At 68.5% G+C, this 17830-nt stretch carries 18 protein-coding genes and 5 pseudogenes; 6 read left to right on the top strand and 17 right to left on the bottom strand.

Annotation, left to right across the window (positions count from 1 at the left end):
- Positions 1-151: 151 nt before the first annotated feature.
- The 3 genes and pseudogenes from paoC to paoA form a co-directional block, all read right to left on the bottom strand.
- Complete coding sequence (gene paoC, locus MZTS_RS16565) at positions 152-2371, bottom strand: aldehyde oxidoreductase molybdenum-binding subunit PaoC (RefSeq protein WP_192284697.1); 2220 nt, start codon at positions 2369-2371, stop codon at positions 152-154.
- Between the two features lie 3 nt (positions 2372-2374).
- Positions 2375-3323 (bottom strand): annotated as a pseudogene (locus MZTS_RS16570) (FAD binding domain-containing protein).
- Entirely contained in the window at positions 3320-3955 is a 636-nt protein-coding gene (gene paoA / locus MZTS_RS16575) for an aldehyde dehydrogenase iron-sulfur subunit PaoA (protein WP_012606026.1), read from the bottom strand. The pseudogene MZTS_RS16570 and the gene paoA overlap by 4 nt, the downstream one beginning before the upstream one ends.
- Before the next feature lie 247 nt (positions 3956-4202).
- Here paoA and MZTS_RS16580 point away from each other — a divergent pair, with 247 nt between their 5' ends.
- Positions 4203-5096, top strand: a complete 894-nt coding sequence (locus MZTS_RS16580) for a LysR family transcriptional regulator (RefSeq protein ID WP_003598444.1) — start codon at positions 4203-4205, stop codon at positions 5094-5096.
- A 12-nt stretch (positions 5097-5108) separates the two neighbouring features.
- Here MZTS_RS16580 and MZTS_RS16585 read toward each other — a convergent pair whose 3' ends face one another.
- From MZTS_RS16585 to MZTS_RS16610, 8 genes and pseudogenes are all read right to left on the bottom strand, one after another.
- On the bottom strand, positions 5109-5741 hold the full coding sequence (locus MZTS_RS16585) for an SDR family oxidoreductase (protein WP_244413536.1): 633 nt from the start codon (positions 5739-5741) through the stop codon (positions 5109-5111).
- 13 nt (positions 5742-5754) lie between these two features.
- A pseudogene (locus MZTS_RS25745) lies at positions 5755-6486 on the bottom strand (hypothetical protein); the annotation flags it as partial.
- A 63-nt stretch (positions 6487-6549) separates the two neighbouring features.
- Positions 6550-7074, bottom strand: a pseudogene (locus MZTS_RS25270) (SMP-30/gluconolactonase/LRE family protein); the annotation flags it as partial.
- Positions 7075-7086: 12 nt separating this feature from the next.
- Positions 7087-7605, bottom strand: coding sequence for an SMP-30/gluconolactonase/LRE family protein (locus tag MZTS_RS25275; protein WP_009866077.1), 519 nt, complete (start codon positions 7603-7605; stop codon positions 7087-7089).
- A 10-nt stretch (positions 7606-7615) separates the two neighbouring features.
- Positions 7616-7987: a cyclophilin-like fold protein gene (locus MZTS_RS16595; RefSeq protein ID WP_003600334.1), complete on the bottom strand. Its 372-nt coding sequence runs from the start codon at positions 7985-7987 to the stop codon at positions 7616-7618.
- A 143-nt stretch (positions 7988-8130) separates the two neighbouring features.
- On the bottom strand, positions 8131-8898 hold the full coding sequence (locus MZTS_RS16600) for an SDR family NAD(P)-dependent oxidoreductase (RefSeq protein WP_012606024.1): 768 nt from the start codon (positions 8896-8898) through the stop codon (positions 8131-8133).
- A gap of 71 nt (positions 8899-8969) precedes the next feature.
- Entirely contained in the window at positions 8970-10196 is a 1227-nt protein-coding gene (locus tag MZTS_RS16605; RefSeq protein WP_003600332.1) for an MFS transporter, read from the bottom strand.
- Between the two features lie 97 nt (positions 10197-10293).
- Positions 10294-10689, bottom strand: a complete 396-nt coding sequence (locus MZTS_RS16610) for a (R)-mandelonitrile lyase (protein WP_012606023.1) — start codon at positions 10687-10689, stop codon at positions 10294-10296.
- 132 nt (positions 10690-10821) lie between these two features.
- Here MZTS_RS16610 and MZTS_RS16615 point away from each other — a divergent pair, with 132 nt between their 5' ends.
- Positions 10822-11715 carry a LysR family transcriptional regulator gene (locus MZTS_RS16615; protein WP_003600329.1) on the top strand — a complete coding sequence of 298 codons (894 nt, stop codon included), beginning with the start codon at positions 10822-10824 and terminating at the stop codon, positions 11713-11715.
- Between the two features lie 5 nt (positions 11716-11720).
- On the opposite strand, the pseudogene MZTS_RS16620 reads toward MZTS_RS16615, so the two are convergent.
- A pseudogene (locus MZTS_RS16620) lies at positions 11721-12431 on the bottom strand (FAD-dependent oxidoreductase); the annotation flags it as partial.
- A 362-nt stretch (positions 12432-12793) separates the two neighbouring features.
- On the opposite strand from MZTS_RS16620, the gene MZTS_RS16625 reads away from it, so the two are divergent.
- From MZTS_RS16625 to MZTS_RS16640, 4 genes and pseudogenes are all read left to right on the top strand, one after another.
- A complete protein-coding gene (locus MZTS_RS16625; RefSeq protein ID WP_041928944.1) occupies positions 12794-12961 on the top strand; it encodes a hypothetical protein in 168 nt (55 codons plus the stop codon).
- Positions 12916-13104 (top strand): annotated as a pseudogene (locus MZTS_RS16630) (integrase core domain-containing protein); the annotation flags it as partial. The gene MZTS_RS16625 and the pseudogene MZTS_RS16630, both read left to right, overlap by 46 nt.
- Positions 13105-13316: 212 nt before the next feature.
- On the top strand, positions 13317-13565 hold the full coding sequence (locus tag MZTS_RS16635; RefSeq protein ID WP_003600326.1) for a hypothetical protein: 249 nt from the start codon (positions 13317-13319) through the stop codon (positions 13563-13565).
- Between the two features lie 397 nt (positions 13566-13962).
- Positions 13963-14475 carry a hypothetical protein gene (locus MZTS_RS16640; RefSeq protein WP_012606021.1) on the top strand — a complete coding sequence of 171 codons (513 nt, stop codon included), beginning with the start codon at positions 13963-13965 and terminating at the stop codon, positions 14473-14475.
- 62 nt (positions 14476-14537) lie between these two features.
- Here the strand turns inward: MZTS_RS16640 and MZTS_RS16645 are convergent, their stop codons facing one another.
- The 5 genes from MZTS_RS16645 to MZTS_RS25280 form a co-directional block, all read right to left on the bottom strand.
- Complete coding sequence (locus tag MZTS_RS16645) at positions 14538-15482, bottom strand: DUF4238 domain-containing protein (RefSeq protein WP_244413494.1); 945 nt, start codon at positions 15480-15482, stop codon at positions 14538-14540.
- 16 nt (positions 15483-15498) lie between these two features.
- Positions 15499-15861, bottom strand: coding sequence for a hypothetical protein (locus tag MZTS_RS16650; protein WP_012606019.1), 363 nt, complete (start codon positions 15859-15861; stop codon positions 15499-15501).
- Positions 15862-15864: 3 nt separating this feature from the next.
- A complete protein-coding gene (locus tag MZTS_RS16655) occupies positions 15865-16224 on the bottom strand; it encodes a HigA family addiction module antitoxin (protein ID WP_003600322.1) in 360 nt (119 codons plus the stop codon).
- 72 nt (positions 16225-16296) lie between these two features.
- Positions 16297-16578 carry a type II toxin-antitoxin system RelE/ParE family toxin gene (locus MZTS_RS16660; RefSeq protein ID WP_012606018.1) on the bottom strand — a complete coding sequence of 94 codons (282 nt, stop codon included), beginning with the start codon at positions 16576-16578 and terminating at the stop codon, positions 16297-16299.
- Between the two features lie 119 nt (positions 16579-16697).
- Entirely contained in the window at positions 16698-16835 is a 138-nt protein-coding gene (locus MZTS_RS25280; RefSeq protein WP_244413493.1) for a hypothetical protein, read from the bottom strand.
- Between the last annotated feature and the right edge of the window lie 995 nt (positions 16836-17830).

The raw sequence follows: 17830 nt of genomic DNA on the forward strand, positions 1-17830 counted from the left end.
AATCCTGCATAGCTCAGGGCTGGGAGCCGCTCCGCTGAACCGTCACCTCAGCGTCGGTCGGCTCGGCCGTGCAAGGTTGGCCCGCCCAGGAAGCCATGAGGCCGGCGAGGATGAGCGAGGATGCTCCGACCGGAATGCGCATCTCAGCCCCTCAAGCCGCGTCCGGCATGCGGTCGAGGAGCTTGTCGAGGGTGATCGGGTAGTCCCGAACGCGGATGCCGGTGGCGTTGTAGATCGCGTTCGCCACCGCCGCGCCGACCCCGCAGATGCCGAGTTCGCCCACGCCCTTCGCCTTCATGGGCGAGGACATCGGGTCGACCTCGTCGAGGAAGATCACCTCCTGGTGCGGGATGTCGGCGTGGACCGGCACCTCGTAGCCGGCCAGATCGTGGTTGGCGAAGAAGCCGCGCTTGGTGTCGACGGCCAACTCCTCCATCAGGGCCGCGCCCGTGCCCATGACCATGCCGCCGATCACTTGGCTGCGGGCCGATTTCGGGTTGAGGATCCGCCCGGCCGCGCACACCGCAAGCATCCGCCGGACCCGGGTTTCGCCGGTATAAGCATCGACGCCGACCTCGACGAAGTGCACGCCGAAGGTCGATTGCTGCTGGCTCTTGGAGATGTCCCCGAACTCGATGGTATCTTCCGCCGTCAGGGCGCCCCCTGCTGCCGCATCGCCGAGCGGCACGGCGCGGTTGCCGGAGCGCACCTGCCCGTCCGCGAACACGGCGTCCGCCGAGTTGATGCCGAGGCGCTGCGCCACGGCGTCCCGCAGCTTCACGCAGGCCGCGTAGACGCCCGACGTCGAGGAGTTCGCGCCGAACTGCCCGCCCGAGCCCGAGGAGACCGGGAAAGCGGAGTCCCCGAGCCGAACCACGACCTTGTCGATGGTCACGCCCATCATCTCGGCGGCGGTCTGGGCGATGATGGTGTAGCTGCCGGTGCCGATGTCGGTCATGTCGGTCTCGACCGTGACCGTGCCGGCTTGGTCGAGGCGCACGCGGGCCCCGGACTTCAGCACCATGTTGTTTCGAAAAGCGGCGGCCATGCCGACGCCGACGAGCCACTGCCCGTCCCGGACCTGCCCGGGCTTCGGGTTGCGCTTCGACCAGCCGAACCTCTCGGCTCCCAGCCTGAGGCAACCGACGAGGTCGCGGTGCGAGAACGAACGCTTCGGATCCTGCGGGTCGACCTGGGTGTCGTTGCGGATGCGGAACTCGACCGGGTCCATCCCGAGCTTCTCCGCCAGCTCGTCCATGGCGACCTCCAGGACCATCAGGCCCGGGGCTTCGCCGGGGGCGCGCATGGCGTTGCCCTCGGGCAGGTCGAGGTGGGCCAGCTTCATGGCGGTCAGGCGGTTGGCGCCGGCGTACAGGAGCTTGGTCTGGCTCACCGCGGTCTCCGGGCTGCCATCCGGCAGGTTGCCGGATGTGCTCTCGTGCGCGATGGACGTGATCGTGCCGTCCCGGGTCGCGCCGATGCGTACCCGCTGGATCGTGGCCGGCCGGTGGGTGGTGTTGTTCATGATGAGCGGGCGGGTGAGCGCCACCTTCACCGGGCGCTTGGCCGCCTTTGCGGCGAGCGCCGCCAGCACCGCGTCGGCGCGCACGAACAGCTTCCCGCCGAAGCCGCCGCCCACGTAGGGAGAGTCGAGGCGGACGTTCTCCTTCGGGACGCCTAGGATCTTGGCGAGGCTGCCATGGCCCCAGGCGATCATCTGGTTCGAGGTCCAGAGGGTGACCTTGTCGCCGTCCCACGCCGCGATGGTCGCGTGCGGCTCCATCATCGCGTGGCTCTCGTCCGCGGTGGAGTAGGTCTCGTCGAACCGGACCGGAGCCTGCGCGAAGGCGCCCTCGAAGTCGCCGACGCGCTCCTCGCCGTTGCCGCCGCTGCCCTCGCCGCTGTCGCCCGGCACGGGCGGTGCGCCCTTCGCCTCGGCCGCGAGGTCGAATTTGCCAGGCTCGGAGGCGTAGTCGACCTTCACGAGGAAGGCGGCGGCCCGGGCCTGTTCGAAGGTCTCCGCCACCACCACCGCGATGGCTTGGTGGTAGTGCTGCACCTGGTCGCCGCCGAACAGGTAGGCGGCGTTCATCATGCCGCGCTCCATCCGAGGATGCTCAAGGGTCGTGACGATGGCGAGGACGCCGGGCGCACGCTTGGCCGCCGCGGTGTCGATCCAGCGCACGCGACCCTTGGCGATGCCGGCGCCGAGCACGAAGCCGTAGGCGGCGTTGGGCGCAACGTCGTGGCGCTCGTAGGCGTAGGGCGCGGTGCCGGTGGTCTTGTACTTGCCGTCGATGCGGTCGGTGGGCCGGCCCACGACCTTGAGCTGGTCGATGTGGTTTTGCCCCGCGGGGGTGTCGAACTTCATGGCTCAGGCCCTCGCTTGGTTGAGCGCCGCCGCGAGCGTGCGCTCGGCGAGCTTCAGCTTGTAGGCGCTGTCCTCGGTCGGCTTGGCCCCGGCGAAGACCTTGTCGGTCACCGCCTTTGCGCCTCGTGGCAGGTCGGCCTCGGCCGCCTCGACCCGCCAGGGCTTGTGGGCGACGCCGCCGAAGGCGACGTGGCCGCTGCCGTCCTTGCCGAGGATGGCCGCCACGGAAACGAGGGCGTAGGCGTAGGAGGTCCGGTCGCGGACCTTGCGGTAGATGTGCGTGCCGGCCACCGGCTTCGGCAGCGTCACCGCGGTGATGAGCTCGCCGGGCTTCAGTGTCGTGTCGACCTCGGGCCTGTCCCCGGGCAAGCGATGGAAGTCGGCGATGGGGATCTTGCGCTCGGTCCCCTTGGCGTCGACGGTCTCGACGGTGGCGTCGAGCACGCGCATGGCCACCGCCATGTCGCCCGGATGGGTCGCGATGCAGGCCTCGCTCGATCCGATGACGGCCAGCGACCGGCTCACTCCGTCCAGCGCCGAGCAACCGGAGCCGGGCGCGCGCTTATTGCAGGCCTGTGCCGTGTCGTAGAAGTACGGGCAGCGGGTCCGCTGGAGCAGGTTACCGGCGGTCGTCGCCTTGTTGCGCAACTGCCCCGAGGCCCCGGCGAGCAGCGCCCGGCTCAAGACCCCGTAATCCCGGCGCACCCGCGGGTCGGCGGCGAGGTCGGTGTTGCGCACCAGCGCCGATGCGCAAGCCGCCCTCCGGCGTCGGCTCGACCTTGTCCAGCATCAGGCCGTTCACGTCGACGAGGTGCGTCGGCGTCTCGATCTGGAGCTTCATCAGGTCGAGCAGGTTGGTGCCGCCGGCGATGAACTTGGCGTTCGGCGTGCGCGTGACCGCGGCGGCCGCCTCGGCCTGGGTGCCCGGGCGCTCGTAGGTGAACGACTTCATGCGGGCCTCCCGGTGACCTCGGTCATCGCCTCGACGATGTTGGAATAGGCGCCGCAGCGGCAGATATTGCCGCTCATGCGCTCGCGGATTTCGGCCTCCGTGACCTGCATCGGGGCGTTGAGGTCGGCGGTGACGTGGCTCGGAATGCCGGCCTTGATCTCGGCCAGCACCGCCACGGCCGAGCAGATCTGGCCCGGCGTGCAGTACCCGCATTGGTAGCCGTCGTGCTTCACGAAGGCGGCCTGCATCGGATGCAAGTTGTCAGGCTGGCCGAGGCCCTCGATGGTGGTGATCTCGGCGCCCTGGTGCATCACGGCCAGGGTCAGGCAGGAATTGATGCGCCGGCCATCGACGATCATGGTGCAGGCGCCGCACTGGCCGTGGTCGCAGCCCTTCTTGGAGCCGGTCAGGTGCAGGTGCTCGTGCGCGGCGTCGAGCAGGCTGGTCCGGGTATCGAGTTCGAGGTCGCGCCGCTGACCGTTCACGGTCAGGGAGACCTTGGCCAGGACCGGCGCGTCAGTGCCGCCGGGCTTTGCGCCCGCGGCTGAGGGCACGGTGGCCAGGGCCGCGGTGGCAGTGGCTCCCACCATCAGGTCTCTCCGGTTCAGTTCCAGATCAACAGGTCGTCGCATCGCGTTCTCCGAACCTGTGGGAGGGACGTTCGGCACAGGGCCGGCCCACGAGGGAGGGCTGCCTGGGGGAGACCCCGGCAGCTTGGACAAGGCTGCAACGTAACGTGGATGGGCGCGAAGATTAGGGGCTCCACCCTACATAAGCCTATGAGTAGGGCTTATAGATGGGATGAAGGTCGTCGCCGGGGCGAGACTTGGTTTGGGCCGTGCGCCCTTCGAAGACGCTTGCCGCATGCGGGGATCGTGAATGCCGCGGGAGAACATGACGGACCTGCTCTCCTTCGCCACGGTGGCGAAGGAAGGGAGTTTCACCCGCGCCGCCAAGCGACTCGGCGTGACGCAGTCCGCGCTGAGCCACGCCATGAACAACCTGGAGGCGCGCCTCGGGCTGCAGCTCCTGAACCGCTCGACGCGCAGCGTCTCGACGACCGAGGCTGGCGAGCGCCTGTTGCGCGCCGTGGGTCCGCAATTCGAGCAGATCGAGGTCGAGCTCACGGCCCTGACGGGGATGCGGGACAAGCCGGCCGGCAACATCCGGATCACCGCGCCCGAGCACGCGGTCGAGACGGTGCTGTGGCCGGCATTGCAGAGGATGCTGCCGGACTACCCGGACATCACCGTCGAGGTCGTCACGTCCGATGCCCGGACCGACATCGTGGCCGAGCGCTTCGACGCGGGCGTCCGCGTCGGCGAGTACGTCGAGAAGGACATGGTCGCGGTGTGCATCGCGCCTCCCATGCGCATGGCGGTGGTCGGGGCGCCGGCCTACCTCAAGGGGCGGTCCAGGCCGCGGGGGCCCGAGGACCTGACCGGGCACCGGTGTATCAACCTGGGGCGCGTGTCGCGCGGCGACCTCTTCCCCTGGGAATTCGAGAAGGCCGGCAAGGAGGTCAATGTCCGGGTCGAGGGACAACTCGCGCTCACCAGCCTGCGAGTGATCCGCAATGCGGCCCTGGCCGGGCTTGGGCTGGCTTACCTGCCCGAGGAGAAGGTCCTTGCGGACGTCGCGGAGGGCCGGCTGGTGCGGGTGCTGAAGGACTGGTGCGAGCCCTTCCCCGGCTACCACCTGTACTATCCCAGCCGCCGCCAGCCGGCCCCGGCCTTCACTGTCCTGCTTGAGGCCCTGCGCCACCGCGGCTGAAGCGGGGCGGCGTCAGCCGCCCGTCTGGCCGCCGTCGACGACCATGGCGTGCCCGACGACGAAGGCCCCGAGGTCCGAGCACATGAAGAGGACGGAGGCCGCGATCTCCTCGGGCTTGCCCATCCGTCCTACCGGCTCCTGAGCGATCACCCGCGCCACGCCCTCCGGGGTGCCGCCGGTGAAGCGCGGCATCATCGGCGTGTCGATGATGCCGGTGCAGACCGCGTTGATGCGAATCCCGTCCTTGGCGTAATCGAGGGCCGCGCTCTTCGTCATCCCGATGACACCGTACTTCGTCGCGGCATAGGCGATTTGGCCCGCGAAGCCCTTCACGCCGGCGCCCGACGAGGTGTTGACGATGGCGCCGCCCCTGCCCTTCAGCATGAGCGGGATCTGGTGCTTCATGCACAGGAACACGCCGCGCAGGTTGATGGCGACGATGCGGTCGAAATCCTCCGCGGCGACGTCTGTGGCCGGCATCCCGGCCTGCTCGACGCCGGCGTTATTGAAGGCGAAGTCGAGCCGCCCGAAGGTCTCGACGGCCCTGTCGAGCGCCGCCTTCACGTCCTCCTCGGAGACGTCCGCGACCGCCACGCTGGCGCCGGCGCTCGCGCCCGGTCTCGGCGTCGAGGGCGAGGACGCGATTGTGGCCGTCGCAGAGGTAGAGGGCACTGCCGACCATAATCGGTGTCGCCTCCAAGGCGGTCGCCGGTCCGGGCGTGTCGGGCCCCGTCTCGGCCTCCCAAACCTTCTCCAATCGCCCGACGTTCTCCGGCGTCAGGTCGGCGAGCGGGCTGAAGCGGGTCCCGCCTTGGTCGTTGCCGAACGCCGGCCAGTCCTCGCTTGTGATCCGGGCCAGCGATTGCGGCAGCTTGCCGGGGGCGCGGTCCGCGACGCCGCGGCGCAGGATGGGCTCGGCCGGTGCGTCGGGGCCGGCCGCGTGCAGGGCCGCGCCCGCGGCCAGCGCCAGGACCAACGCGCCCGCAAAGGCCGGCCATCCCCCCACCCGCGTGGCGGGCGATTGCCGCCCGCCCAAGCGCACGGAAGGCGGGAGCAGTGCCAGGCCGAGCACGAAGGGCGCCAGGAGCCGGGGCAGCAACTGCCATCCGTCGAAGCCGACCTCCCAGATCGCCCAGGTGGTGGTGGAGGCCAGGACCGCGACGTAGACCAGCACGCCGCGCCCGTCGCGCCGCCAGATCAGGATGCCGCTGACCACGACGGCGATGCCGGTCAGCAGGTAGTAGGGCGAGCCGCCGTACCAGGCGAGCATCACCCCTCCGGCCGCGAGGCCGAGGCCGACGACGACGAGGAACCCGGCGACGCCGCGCCTGGACCAGGCCGCGGTGCGGCTTCCGGCACCGGTTGGCCGACTTCCTTGGATTTGGAGCATCTGGTGGGGTTCGTCCCTTGGCCGTGTGTTCGGGCCCTGACGCGTCGCGCCAACGCCGGACTGTCAACGGTGTGAGAAGAGCGGCAGCGCCTTCGCGAAGCCCCTGGTGTGGAAGATGTTGGAGCCTTGCCCGCCGTCGCCGTCGTTCGTGACGATGAAGAGCTCGTCGGTGCCGGGCTTCAGAGCCAAGCTCGTGGAGCGCAGGTTGTGGCCCTCGCCGCGCCCCGGCAGCAGCACCTGCCCGATGGGGATGCCGTTGCGGTTGAACGCCAGCACACGACCCTGGCCGTAGACCGCGACGTAGACGTTGCCGTCGGAATCGACACGCATCGAGTCGGGCGCGGGCCCGGTGAAGTGGTAGGGCACCGCCGTCCCGATGGGCGTCGGCGTGGTCGGGTTTGCCAGCTCGACCCGGTGCAGCAGGTTCCGGGCGAACTCTGTTGCCCAGAGCACCTTGCCGTCTGGGCTCAGCGCCACGCCGTTCGCCATCGCGAGGTTCGGCAGGACCGGCGTGACCGTGCTGTGGTCAGGCGAGACGTAGTAAACGCCGCCCTTCGGGTCGGTGGAGGTGCCGCGGAAGTCGGTGAAGTAGAAGCCGCCCTAGGCGTCGAACACGAGGTCGTTGACGACGTAGCCCGCGTCCGCCGGCACCACCGTCCGCAGACCCGAGCCGTCCGGCTGCATGGCGACGACGGAGCCGTTCCGGAAGCCCTCGCCGGTCCTGGCCGCGAAGATGCGGCCGTCCTTGTGGACCGCCAGGCCGCCTAGTTGCTGCTTGCTGCCGGGCAGGACGATGGAGAGATGCTTGTCCGGCGTGAGACGGAAGGCGCGCCCGCCGGCCGCGTCCACGAACAGGAGGTCGCCGCGGCGGTCGAAGGCCGCTCCCTCCAGGGGGAACGCTTCGTCGGACACCTTGAACCACAGCTCCGCGACGACGGTCTGCAAGCCGCGCTCCGTCGGCGGGATAGGGACCGGCCCGCGCGACTGCGCGTCGTAGGCGAGCGAGTGCGGTGCCTCGCCCGGTTGTGCCACGGCGGTGGAGGCGAGGCAGGCGAGGCAGCTTAGGGCGAGGAGCCATCTACGGAACGGGCGCGGCCCGGCATTCTCCTGAACAAGCATCGTCGCGGCCTCAATCGCGGGTGGGAACCACTTCGACCGTCACGGAGACCGAGCCGGGCTTGCGGAACGCGTCGGGGATGTGGCTGAGCTTGCCCAGGCGGATCAGGCCCCGGGAGTAGCCGAAGTCCCGGTAGAAGATCGCCAGGTTGCCCCAAGGGGCGTAGTAGGCGACGTCGCCCGGCTCCGGGTCGATGCCCGCCGGCTCGCCCTCGATGGGGAGCCGCTTGGGCAAGTCGCCGATCTTCTCGGTGCCGTTGTAGTCGGTCAGGTTCAGCGTCAGGGGCAGCAGCGCCCGGAAGGTCCGGGCGGCCGCCGAGTCTTCGAGGGTGGCGGTGACGCTCTCGCCGTTCGGGCCGGCCAGCCGGATCCGCACGCTGTCCATCGCAGGTCCCTTCCGGTTCTTGGGTGATGAGGAGGGGGCCGCAGGTCCGGCCTCGGCGTGAAGCCCGCTTTGGCCTGCCAGGACGGAGAATGCCGCCGTGAGGAGCGTCACCGTCAGCGCCGCGCGTCGCATGGGCCGGCCCGTCAGGTGGCGGTGTAGCCGCCGTCGACCGGCAGGGCGACGCCGAGCACGAAGCTGGCGGCGTCGCTGCAGAGCCAGAGCACGGCGGCGGCGACCTCCTCCGGCCGACCGAGCCGCTTGTTGGGCTGCTTGCCCATGATCACGTCCATGGCCTTGGGCTGCTCCTTGAGCATCTTGGCCACCATCGGCGTATCGATGGTCCCCGGGCAGACCGCGTTGAGCCGGATGCCGCGCGGCGCGTTCTCCAGGGCCGCGCTCTGGGTCATGCCGATCACGCCGTACTTGGTGGCGTGGTAGGCGGCGAGGCCCGGATTGCCGATGAGGCCGCCGATGGAGGAGCAATTCACGATAGCGCCGCTGCCCTGGCGCTGCATCTGGCGCAGCTCGGCCTGCATGCAGTTCCAGACACCGCGCAGGTTGACCGCCATCACGCGCTCGTAATCGGTGTCGGGGACGTCGACGACGTCGTTGGCCGGGATCTGGATGCCGGCGTTGTTGAAGGCTGCATCCAGACGGCCGAAGGTGTCGACCGTGCGCTGGACCATGGCAGCGACGTCCCCCTCATTCGCGACGTCGCACCGGACGCCCAGTACCTTGTGGCCCGCTGCCTCCAGGTCGGCGACGGTTTTGCCGAGCGCTTCCTCGTTGAAGTCGGCCAGGACGACCGTGGCGCCGGCCTCGGCGAACATCCGGGCGGTCGCCAGGCCCATGCCCATGGCCGCGCCGGTGACGAGCGCAACCTGGCCCTTGAAGTCGTAGGTCGGGTTCATCTCAACTCCTCACGTGAGGCTGTGGGGATTCCTGTCGCCTAGGAGGAGCGAGGCGGCTCCGGGCGGTCGGGTCAGGATTGCGGGCGCCTCGCGGGGTGGCGGTCGCCGCGGGCGGCCAGGAATGCCGTCACTGCGCACCCGACCAGAACGAGGGCGCTGAACGTGAAGGTTGCCTGGTAGCCGGTGTGGTCGAACAGCAGGCCGCCAAAGGCAGCGCCGCCCGTGATCGCGAGCTGGACCACCGCGACCATCAGGCCGCCGCCGGCTTCCGCCTCGTCCGGCAGCGCCTTGCTGACCCAAGTCCACCAGCCGACCGGCGCCGCCGTGCCGATAAGCCCCCACAGCGCCAGCAGCCCGGCCACCACCGGCAACGACGAGCCGAATGCGATGAGGCCCGCGGCCAGAACCGCCATCGCCAGCGGCATGAGGATCAGCGCGGCGTCGAACCAGGTCTGCAGCACCCGGCCGATCAACGACGTACCGACCAAGCCTGCGACCCCAAGCACCAGCAGCAGGGCCGATAGCGTGGAGACGTCGACGCGGGTGACGGTCTCCAGGAATGGCCGCAGGTAGGTGAACAGGGCGAACTGGCCCAGAAAGAACAGGGCGGCCGCGGCCATTCCGAGCGGCACCCGGGGCCGGCGCAGGACCTTGAACGTGGCGAACGCGTCGGCCCGCGTCCGGTTCGGCATCGCCGGCAGGGTCAGGGACAGCCAAGCGAACGTCGCGGCGGCGACCGGCACGACGCAGAAGAAGGCCCCGCGCCAGCCGATGTACTGCCCGAGGAAGCTGCCCAGCGGCGCGGCGACCGTCGTGGCGAGGGCGTTGCCGCCGTTGAGGATGGCGAGCCCACGCGGCACGTCCTCGGCCGGCACGAGGCGCATCACCGTCGCCGCCGACATCGACCAGAACCCGCCGATCACCATGCCGACCAACGCCCGGCCGCCGAGGAACACCGCCGCGTTGGGCGCAAAGGCGACGGCCAGGCCCGAGACCAGCATCAGCACGGTCAGCCCGAGCAGGAGCGCCCGGCGGTCCAGCCGCGGGGTCGCCGGCGCGATGAACAGGCTGGTCAGCACGGCGAACACGCCGGAGACCGCGATGGCCTGACCCGCTTGCCCTTCGGTGAGATGCAGGTCGGCGGCGATGGGGGTGAGCAGGCTCACGGGCATGAACTCGGACGCCACGAGGGTGGCGGCGCACAGGGACATGGCGAACACCGCACCCCACCCTTGCGCCCGCGAGTTGCCCGCCGCGCCGATGGCAATTTCGTCCGCACAGACCTCGTTCGCGTTCATGGGCAATCCGCCCCTTCCGTAATTCTCGGGTTTGATGTGGCGTCGCGAACGAGGAACCGGCCCTGCCGGTCTCGACGACGTGGCCTTGGGGCTGGCGTCAGGCGCCGTACTGCCTGTCGGTCACCTTCTCCATCCATGTCACCGGGCTGCCGTTCAGCGCCTCCTGGATGGCGATGTGGCTCATGGCGGTGGTCGGCCCGGCGCCGTGCCAGTGCCGCTCGCCCGGGGGGAACCAGACCACGTCGCCGGGGCGGATCTCCTCGACGGGGCCACCCTCGCGTTGGACCCGGCCGCAGCCCGCGGTGACGATCAGCGTCTGCCCGAGCGGGTGCGTGTGCCAGGCCGTGCGGGCGCCGGGCTCGAAGGTGACCAGGGCCCCGCCCGCCCGGGCCGGCTCGGTCGGGCTGAACAGCGGGTCGACCCGGACGGTGCCGGTGAACCAGTCCTCTGGGCCCTTGCCCGAGGGGCGCGAGCCGGCGCGCATGATCTCCATGGCGGTGTTCCTTGAGTGCTTGGCAACCGTGACGGCGGACGGTGCCGTCGTCGTTCGGGCCGGAACCTAGCGCGTGGGCCGGGACTGCATTAGATGCCCAAACCGACATGAGGTCATGAGCAGAGCTTATGGATGCTGCGTGAGAGCCTGAACGACCTGGTCGCCTTCGTCGCCGTCGCGCGCGCGGGCAGCTTCACCAAGGCGGCCGCGCAGCTCGGGGTCTCGCAGCCAGCGCTGAGCCAGACGGTCCGGGGGCTTGAGGCCCGCCTCGGCGTCCGGCTGCTCGCCCGTACCACCCGCAGCGTCGCGCCGACCGAGGCCGGCGAGCGCCTGCTTAACGCGGTCGGCCCCCGGTTCGACGAGGTCGAGGAAGGGCTCGCCGGCCTCGCCGAGATGCGGGGCAAGGCGGCGGGAACGGTGCGCATCACCGCAGACGAGCACGCGGCACAGTCGGTGCTGTGGCCCGTCCTCCGGCGCCTCCTGCCGGACTACCCGGACATCAAGGTCGAGACGGTCGTCGACTACGGCCTGACCGACATCGTCGCCGAACGCATCGACGCCGGCATCCGGCTGGGCGGGACCCTGGCCAGGGACATGACCGCCGTGCGGATCGGGCCCGACTTGCGCATGGCCGCCGTCGCCGCGCCCTCCTACTTCGCGGCGCGATCGAAGCCGGAGCGGCCGGACGACCTGACGGCCCACACCTGCATCAACCTGCGCCTGCCGACCCACGGCGGCCTGTACGCCTGGGAGTTCGAGAAGGGCGGGCGGGAGCTCCGCGTCTGGGTCGAAGGGCAGCTCGTGTTCAACACCATCACCCTCATCCTGGAGGCAGCGCTGGACGGGTTCGGGATCGCCTACCTGCCCGAGGACGGGGTACGGGCGCACCTAGCAGCCGGGACGCTCGTTCGGGTGCTGGAGGACTGGTGCGAGCCCTATTCCGGCTACCACCTGTACTATCCGAGCCGCCGCGAGCCGGCGCCGGCGCTGGCCGTGTTGGTCGAGGCGCTGCGCTACCGCGTCTGAGGTCGCTACCCGACCGCCCGCGCTCCTGCAGCGAGCGGGCCCTGCCGTCCGAGGAGCCGCCTGCCCGAAAGCGCAGCAATGGCCTCGTCAGCGGCCCTCCGGCCGCTGTCATGGGCCCCGTGGGCCGTCGTGAAATCGTGCGGGTGCGTCGCCTCGCCCGCGAAGAAGAGCCGGTCCTCGAAGGGCTGGGCCAAACGTGCCCGGGCTTGGGATCGGCCCGGCAGGGCGCAGCTATACGCGCCGCCGATGGACGCCATCCGGATCCAGGAAGTCGCCGCGAGCGATCGGACCGCCGACGCCACGTCGCTGCCGAACAGGGCGACCAACTCGGCCGAAACGTGGGCGAAGCCGGCGGCCGGGCCCTCCTCCTCCACGATGCGGGCGCCGTCACCGCCGAAGAACGCCTCGATCACCGGCCATCCGTTGGGCCGGATTGAATAGGAGGCGGACCTTGGGTCGTGCAGGTTGCTGTAGGCATGCGTGTCCGGCTCGAACGCGGTGTCGCGCCCGATCTCCAGGAACACCTTCTCGTTGCGCCCGAGCGGCAGGGCGGCGGCCGCCTCGCGCCAGGGGTCGGCCCCTGAAGGAAGGCGGAGCGCGTCGCCGGCCAGGACCGCGGTCGAGACCGTGAGGATGGCGGCCCCGGCGCGGACGGCGCCGGCGCGGGTTGTGACGGCGACGCCGTCCGCCGTCAAGTCGGTCCGCCCGGCGGTCGTGTCTCAGTTTGAAATTTGATCGTCAGCAGGACGGAGGATGGCGACAGGCGCCCACGTGTGGGGAGAGTGCAAGAACTCTTCGCCCCCTTCTTTGTCGGTAAGTTTCACCCGGAGATGGAACTTGGTCCCGACAGGATAATCTCTTTTGAGCGAGTGAGAGCACCTAACGCGGAGATGCGCCGGGTATCCGCTATCGGCGGTCGGCCTGATATGAACCTTGCCGTGGAGGCCCGAAGTTCTTTCTGCTTCGTAACTCTCAACCCAAACTAAGTCGTAGGGCTCAGTCGGCTTCCCCATGACCTGACCGGCTGGCTTTGGACCGGGCTGATTGAGAGGATCAGCCTGGATCAGAGGAGTTGGGAATGAAGCGAGGACAGAGGCCGAGCGCGGACCAGGTCGTGCTGATGCTGCGCCAGATCGAGGTACAGACGGCGCAAGGCAAGAGCATCGCCGTCGCGTGCAAGGAGGCGGATGTCTCCGAGCAGAGCTTCGTGACGAGTGCTTACGCCAGGAGATCTTCTACTCGCTGAGAGAAGCCCAGGTCGTCATTGGCCGATGGCAGAACACCTACAACCGTGTCCGGCCGCATTCGTCGCTGGGCTACCGGCCGCCCGCGCCTGTCAGCTTCCCGGATCTGGCCTACCGGCTACCCATGGCCACTACCATGCAGTAGCCTCGCAACTGGCCCGGTCCAAAATACCGGTCAGGTCAGGCTGGGCACCTGCGGCACAGACCATGAGCGCGCTGAGATCGAGCCGCACAAGATGCACGGTATCGATGCGCATTATGAAATCAGCCTATTTGATTCATGATGCCTGCACCAGCACATTCCTCTTCACGAAGCGACGGGGACCCGCCGCCAGATTGACGAAGAGGCTGAACACGATGTCCAAGCAGATCATCTCGCGCATCGCCGCCGGGCTGGCGCTGACCTTCCTCACCACCACCGCCTTCGCCAGCGAGTCGGGCAGCATCGACAACACCAAGACGGTCGGCGCCCTCACTCTGGAGACTCAGGGCCTCGCCACCAACATCGGCTCGGTGCACCGCCAGGGTGGCTATGCCCTTCCCGGCGCCGTCCAGTGGAAGGCCCCGATTACCGACGATCGGGTGAAGCAGGCTGCCGCCTTCTAAGGTGGTCGGAAAAGCGAACGGCCACGAGAGCCGGAACGAAGGTGCGCGTACATCCGGCGTCACCCCAATCCCGGCATCGTGGCCGCGTCCGATCAAGCGACAGGATCGCGATCGGCATGTCCCTGGGATGGGGGCGGTATGATTAACAATCAATGAGCAGCCCCGCCGCCCGATCTGCTCACGGGCTGGCGGGGCATGTCGTGTCCACACGACGGAGAGCCGATACGCAACGCGGCTCCGGCTCAGAATGCCGGGATTGAGTTAGCTCGGCATCAACCTGCCCTCGCCCGGCCTGTCCTATTTCGCGGCATCCCGCCCGCTCGCGGCGGCTGGTGGCCCGCGGTACAGGCGCTCGGCGATCTGTTCAGCGGTCCCTATCCCTTATTTGGAGCCAGTGATGCGTGCCGTCGTCGTTGCCGTCGCCCTTATCGTCTCATCGACCGCTGTTGCCGGGCCGAGGTCGTCCGCGGACGCGGCTGGGGGCACCAAGGGCATCATCCGCTGTACGGCGAAGGGCAAGCCAGAAATCATCATGACGCTGAACGCCGAGCGTAAGCTGGGCCGCGTCGTGAGCTGCATCTCGGGTGACTTCATCGCGGATATGACGCCCTGCGCGCCGAACGGGGGCTACGGCCTCTCCCGCCCGACCGGCAGCGCGTCACTGGCCCGCATCGTAGACCGCTGGCAGGATTACGGCGACCACATGGGCGGCGTCACGAGCCATAACGCCGATGCCTCCCGCATCCACTTCGATGGCGGTTTCTTCAGCCCTGGCGATGGCAAATCAGGAAGCCGATGGAGTAGCCAATGGGCCTTCACGGCGAACCGTCTTACCGGAGAAGGCAAGCTCACCGAGGAAGGGAAGCCTGACGCCATCTACAACTGTGCGAAGGCAACACAGCGGTTCTGATCCGCATGGCGAGTAGCTGCGCCACCCGACAGGGCTCTCGCTGTGGCACCGGCTCAGGTTGCTCAAGCTGACGGAGATACGGCCCCTTCGAGCGGCGCACGATGAAGGCGACGGGTGTATGCCACAACGAGTTCGCGCGAGGCTGAAGCTACGACGGTGCTCTGCCGTGAGAGCAGCCCGTTGATCTTGCGCAGACCCGCATCTTCGACCTCCATGATGCGCTCGTTTCCACGCTCGCCATATGAGCAGATTGCCACGTCCCGTGCGATCGGCATCCACGCTTCCATAGTCGGGTCGAGGAACCCGTTCCGTTGCGTGATACGGCCATTGAACCGCGCGAGCAGAGCGCTCCCCACCAAGAAGCTCCGGTTCGGCTTGGTGAGCATCCCGACGATGAACCCGCGCCGCAGCACACCCGCCGACACCCGGAGCAGCGGTTCGACCACGGTTTGAGCTAGGAGATTGCGCCGCGTCTGCGCTACGAACCTTCCGCTCAGTAAATCAGCGCGATCGGCATCCTCCACGCTCCGCCCGGCAGCCTCCCACTCGGCAAGCCGATCGGCAATGAAGGCATCGAAGTCCCACTTAGCCGTGATGGAGTTGAAGGCGTCGGGCGACCGCCTGATCTGCGCGACCAGGATGTCAGCCAGGGCCTCGCGATCTGCGTTTGAAACCGTCGCAAGCCGCCCCTGTCGGGCCTCCGCCACGATCCGATCAAGCACAGGGCTGGCGCGGCTCTCCATGACCGACAGGCGCGTTTCGGCCGATCGATCTCTGCCACCAGCGGCATCGACAGAGGTGTAGAGGTCCCACTCCCGAAACAGGCGGGCGATCGGTTTGCGCTCGATCCCGTAGCCGGGATGCCGCTTGTCGAACGACCAGAGGTGCAGGTCTGGCCCGGCGAAGCGCCGAAGGATCATCTCCGGGACGTAGTGGTGCCGTTTCGCCTTGCCGTGGCGGGTGCGTGGCGGTTGGTCGGGCGCTGACTCGGACATCAGGGCCGACAAGGCGGGCAGGTTGCGCTCATCGGCTTGTCGATGGTGGTGGGCACCATTTCGATACGACCTGGGCCTGACACATCCACTGGTGTCCGGCAGCCCATCCCTGCGCCGCCGCGCCGATGCTGCCGGCAATCGTGAACGCGCCGACGAGGATGGCGAAAAACCGCTCGCCTTTGCTCAGGTCGAGACGTCGGCGCACCTCGACCGGCCTGCCGTCCCAATGGAGCAGCCCTTCTCCGCTGACACCCATCAGGCCGAGCCCGTCGATGGAGATCGGTCGCACGCCAGCCGGCCAGTGCGGTGCCCCTTCCGCGAAGGATGCGCCTCGGCTCAGCGGTTCCTTCCACGTCGTCTCGCTCGGCTGCGGAGCATCCCGGTCACCCATGGGCTAGGCCGCTTCCGGAACTGCGACGGGCTCGATGCGGTCCAACTCCGCTCCGATTTCGGCAAGCAGCGTCTCGCGCTCGAAGCGGGCTTGAAGGTTCGTCCAGAGATCTGGCGATGTCCGGAACAGCCGGGCCAGCCGCAACGCGGTGTCGGTGGAGATGCCGATTTCCTCCTTCACGATGCGCTCGATGCGTGAGCGGGGCAGGCCGAGCGCCTTGGCGACCTGACCGGCCGAGAGGCCGAGCGGTGCCATAAACTCCTCGCGCAGGATCTCGCCGGGATGAACCGGGGGAGAGACATCGGCGCATTCGGTCGGATCGAAGGTCGCGCGAAGGGCATCGAGGTTGAGCGTATCAGGCATCTTCTTTCCCCACCGTCACCATCGGGCTCCTGCCCGCTTAGCGGAATTTCTGAGGGAACGGGGCAACGGCCCTTAGTGGTAGTCGGTGAACTCGACCCGCTCCGGTCCTGCTTCGGTCCAGACGAAGCAGAGGCGGAACTGGTCGTTGATCCGGATCGCGTGCTGTCCAGCGCGGTCCCGATCCAAGGCGTGAAGCCGATTTCCGGGCGGCGAGCGGAGATCATCCAGGTTCGCTGCCGCGTCGAGGTAGGTGAGCTTCCGGCGCGTTGCCTTGTAGAGGTCGGCCGGGAACCCCTTTGGCCGCCTGCCCCGCGCCACCGCCTCGGTCAGGCTGTCGTGAAAGCTCTGGATCATCACAACAGTCTGTTGCAGCGGATGATACATGTATCACTCAATGCAACAAGCACGTCAATAGGGAATGTAGCACTCGCCGCAACATCCCCTACGAAGCCGTGACGGCATCAGTGGTCAACTCAGCTCGTATGGCGAGCCAGCCACTCGTCATAGGACTCGTTCGCGCCTGTTTCGGCGATCAGGCCGGACCGGCGGTCGAGCGCCCGATCAATGGCTTTCCGGTCCCGCCGGCTCGTTCCGGGCATCGCCTTCGGCACGATCTCCTTGCGCCCCCATCAATCGAAGGCGGCTAAGGTCTCGCATCCGCAATAGGCGGCTGCCTGCGCCCTAGTGAGGCCCCGCGGCAGCAGCCCTGGCGGGAGTTGCGGGACAGCTTTCAAGCCCATGGGGACGCTCCCTGTCGCCGCCCCTCTCTCCAGCGCCATCCGCTGGGACCAGCGACTAGCGGGAATGCCGCGGCCTCCGCACCTCAAACGCAAGGCCGGCAGGTTGCGCCGCCTCGTCTGCCAGGACGATGACGGCCTGCCGGCCTCTTCCCTACTCCGCCTGCCAGGGCGGATGGGAACTTCTGATAGCAATCGACCCTAGCAGTCTTTCTATCGAGCTATCATGATTTCCTGTGGTCTTGTTCGCGATTGAGCTTGCGAGCGCAGGTGCTATTCCGGGCGCACGGCCGCGGCGCGGTCGGGGTGCGCAACGCCGGGCGGTTCGAAGCGCGTCGAGCCGTCCGGTCCCGCTCGCGTTCAGTCCCACTCCGATGACGCCTCCTTGTCATCAAGACGGTCGAGAGCGGCATCGAGCTTCCGAATATCCCAGACGACGCACCCGTCGATGCGCCACGGCTTCGGCATCACGCCCTCGCGGGCCAACCCATCGAACTTGGTCGGTCCGATGCCGATGTAGCGGACCGCTTCGGAGCGCCTGAGGCCCCGTCGAGGGGCGACCTCAATCCTCGGCGGACGTTCGGACCGCTAATCCTTACTCATGATCGCGCCCCTTAGTTTTCTGCTCACGCTCGGCCGCGAGAAGGGCCAGGAAGCCGCCGCCTCCAGGGCCAAGAGGAGGTGTGCCGCTACGGCGGCGCGGAGCGCAGGCCACAGCAGCAGGGTGAGCTATGCGGGAGATTGGGTGACGACGGTGTGTTGAAGGCGGCGTATCGAGGCGGGTGTCGATGACCGGCACGAAACCCTAGTGGGAGGGAAACCACATGGGGGAACCGTATGCATAAATCCGGCGTGCTAGGCCCCACGCA

The organism is Methylorubrum zatmanii, assembly GCF_014845115.1.
Lineage (GTDB): Bacteria > Pseudomonadota > Alphaproteobacteria > Rhizobiales > Beijerinckiaceae > Methylobacterium > Methylobacterium zatmanii.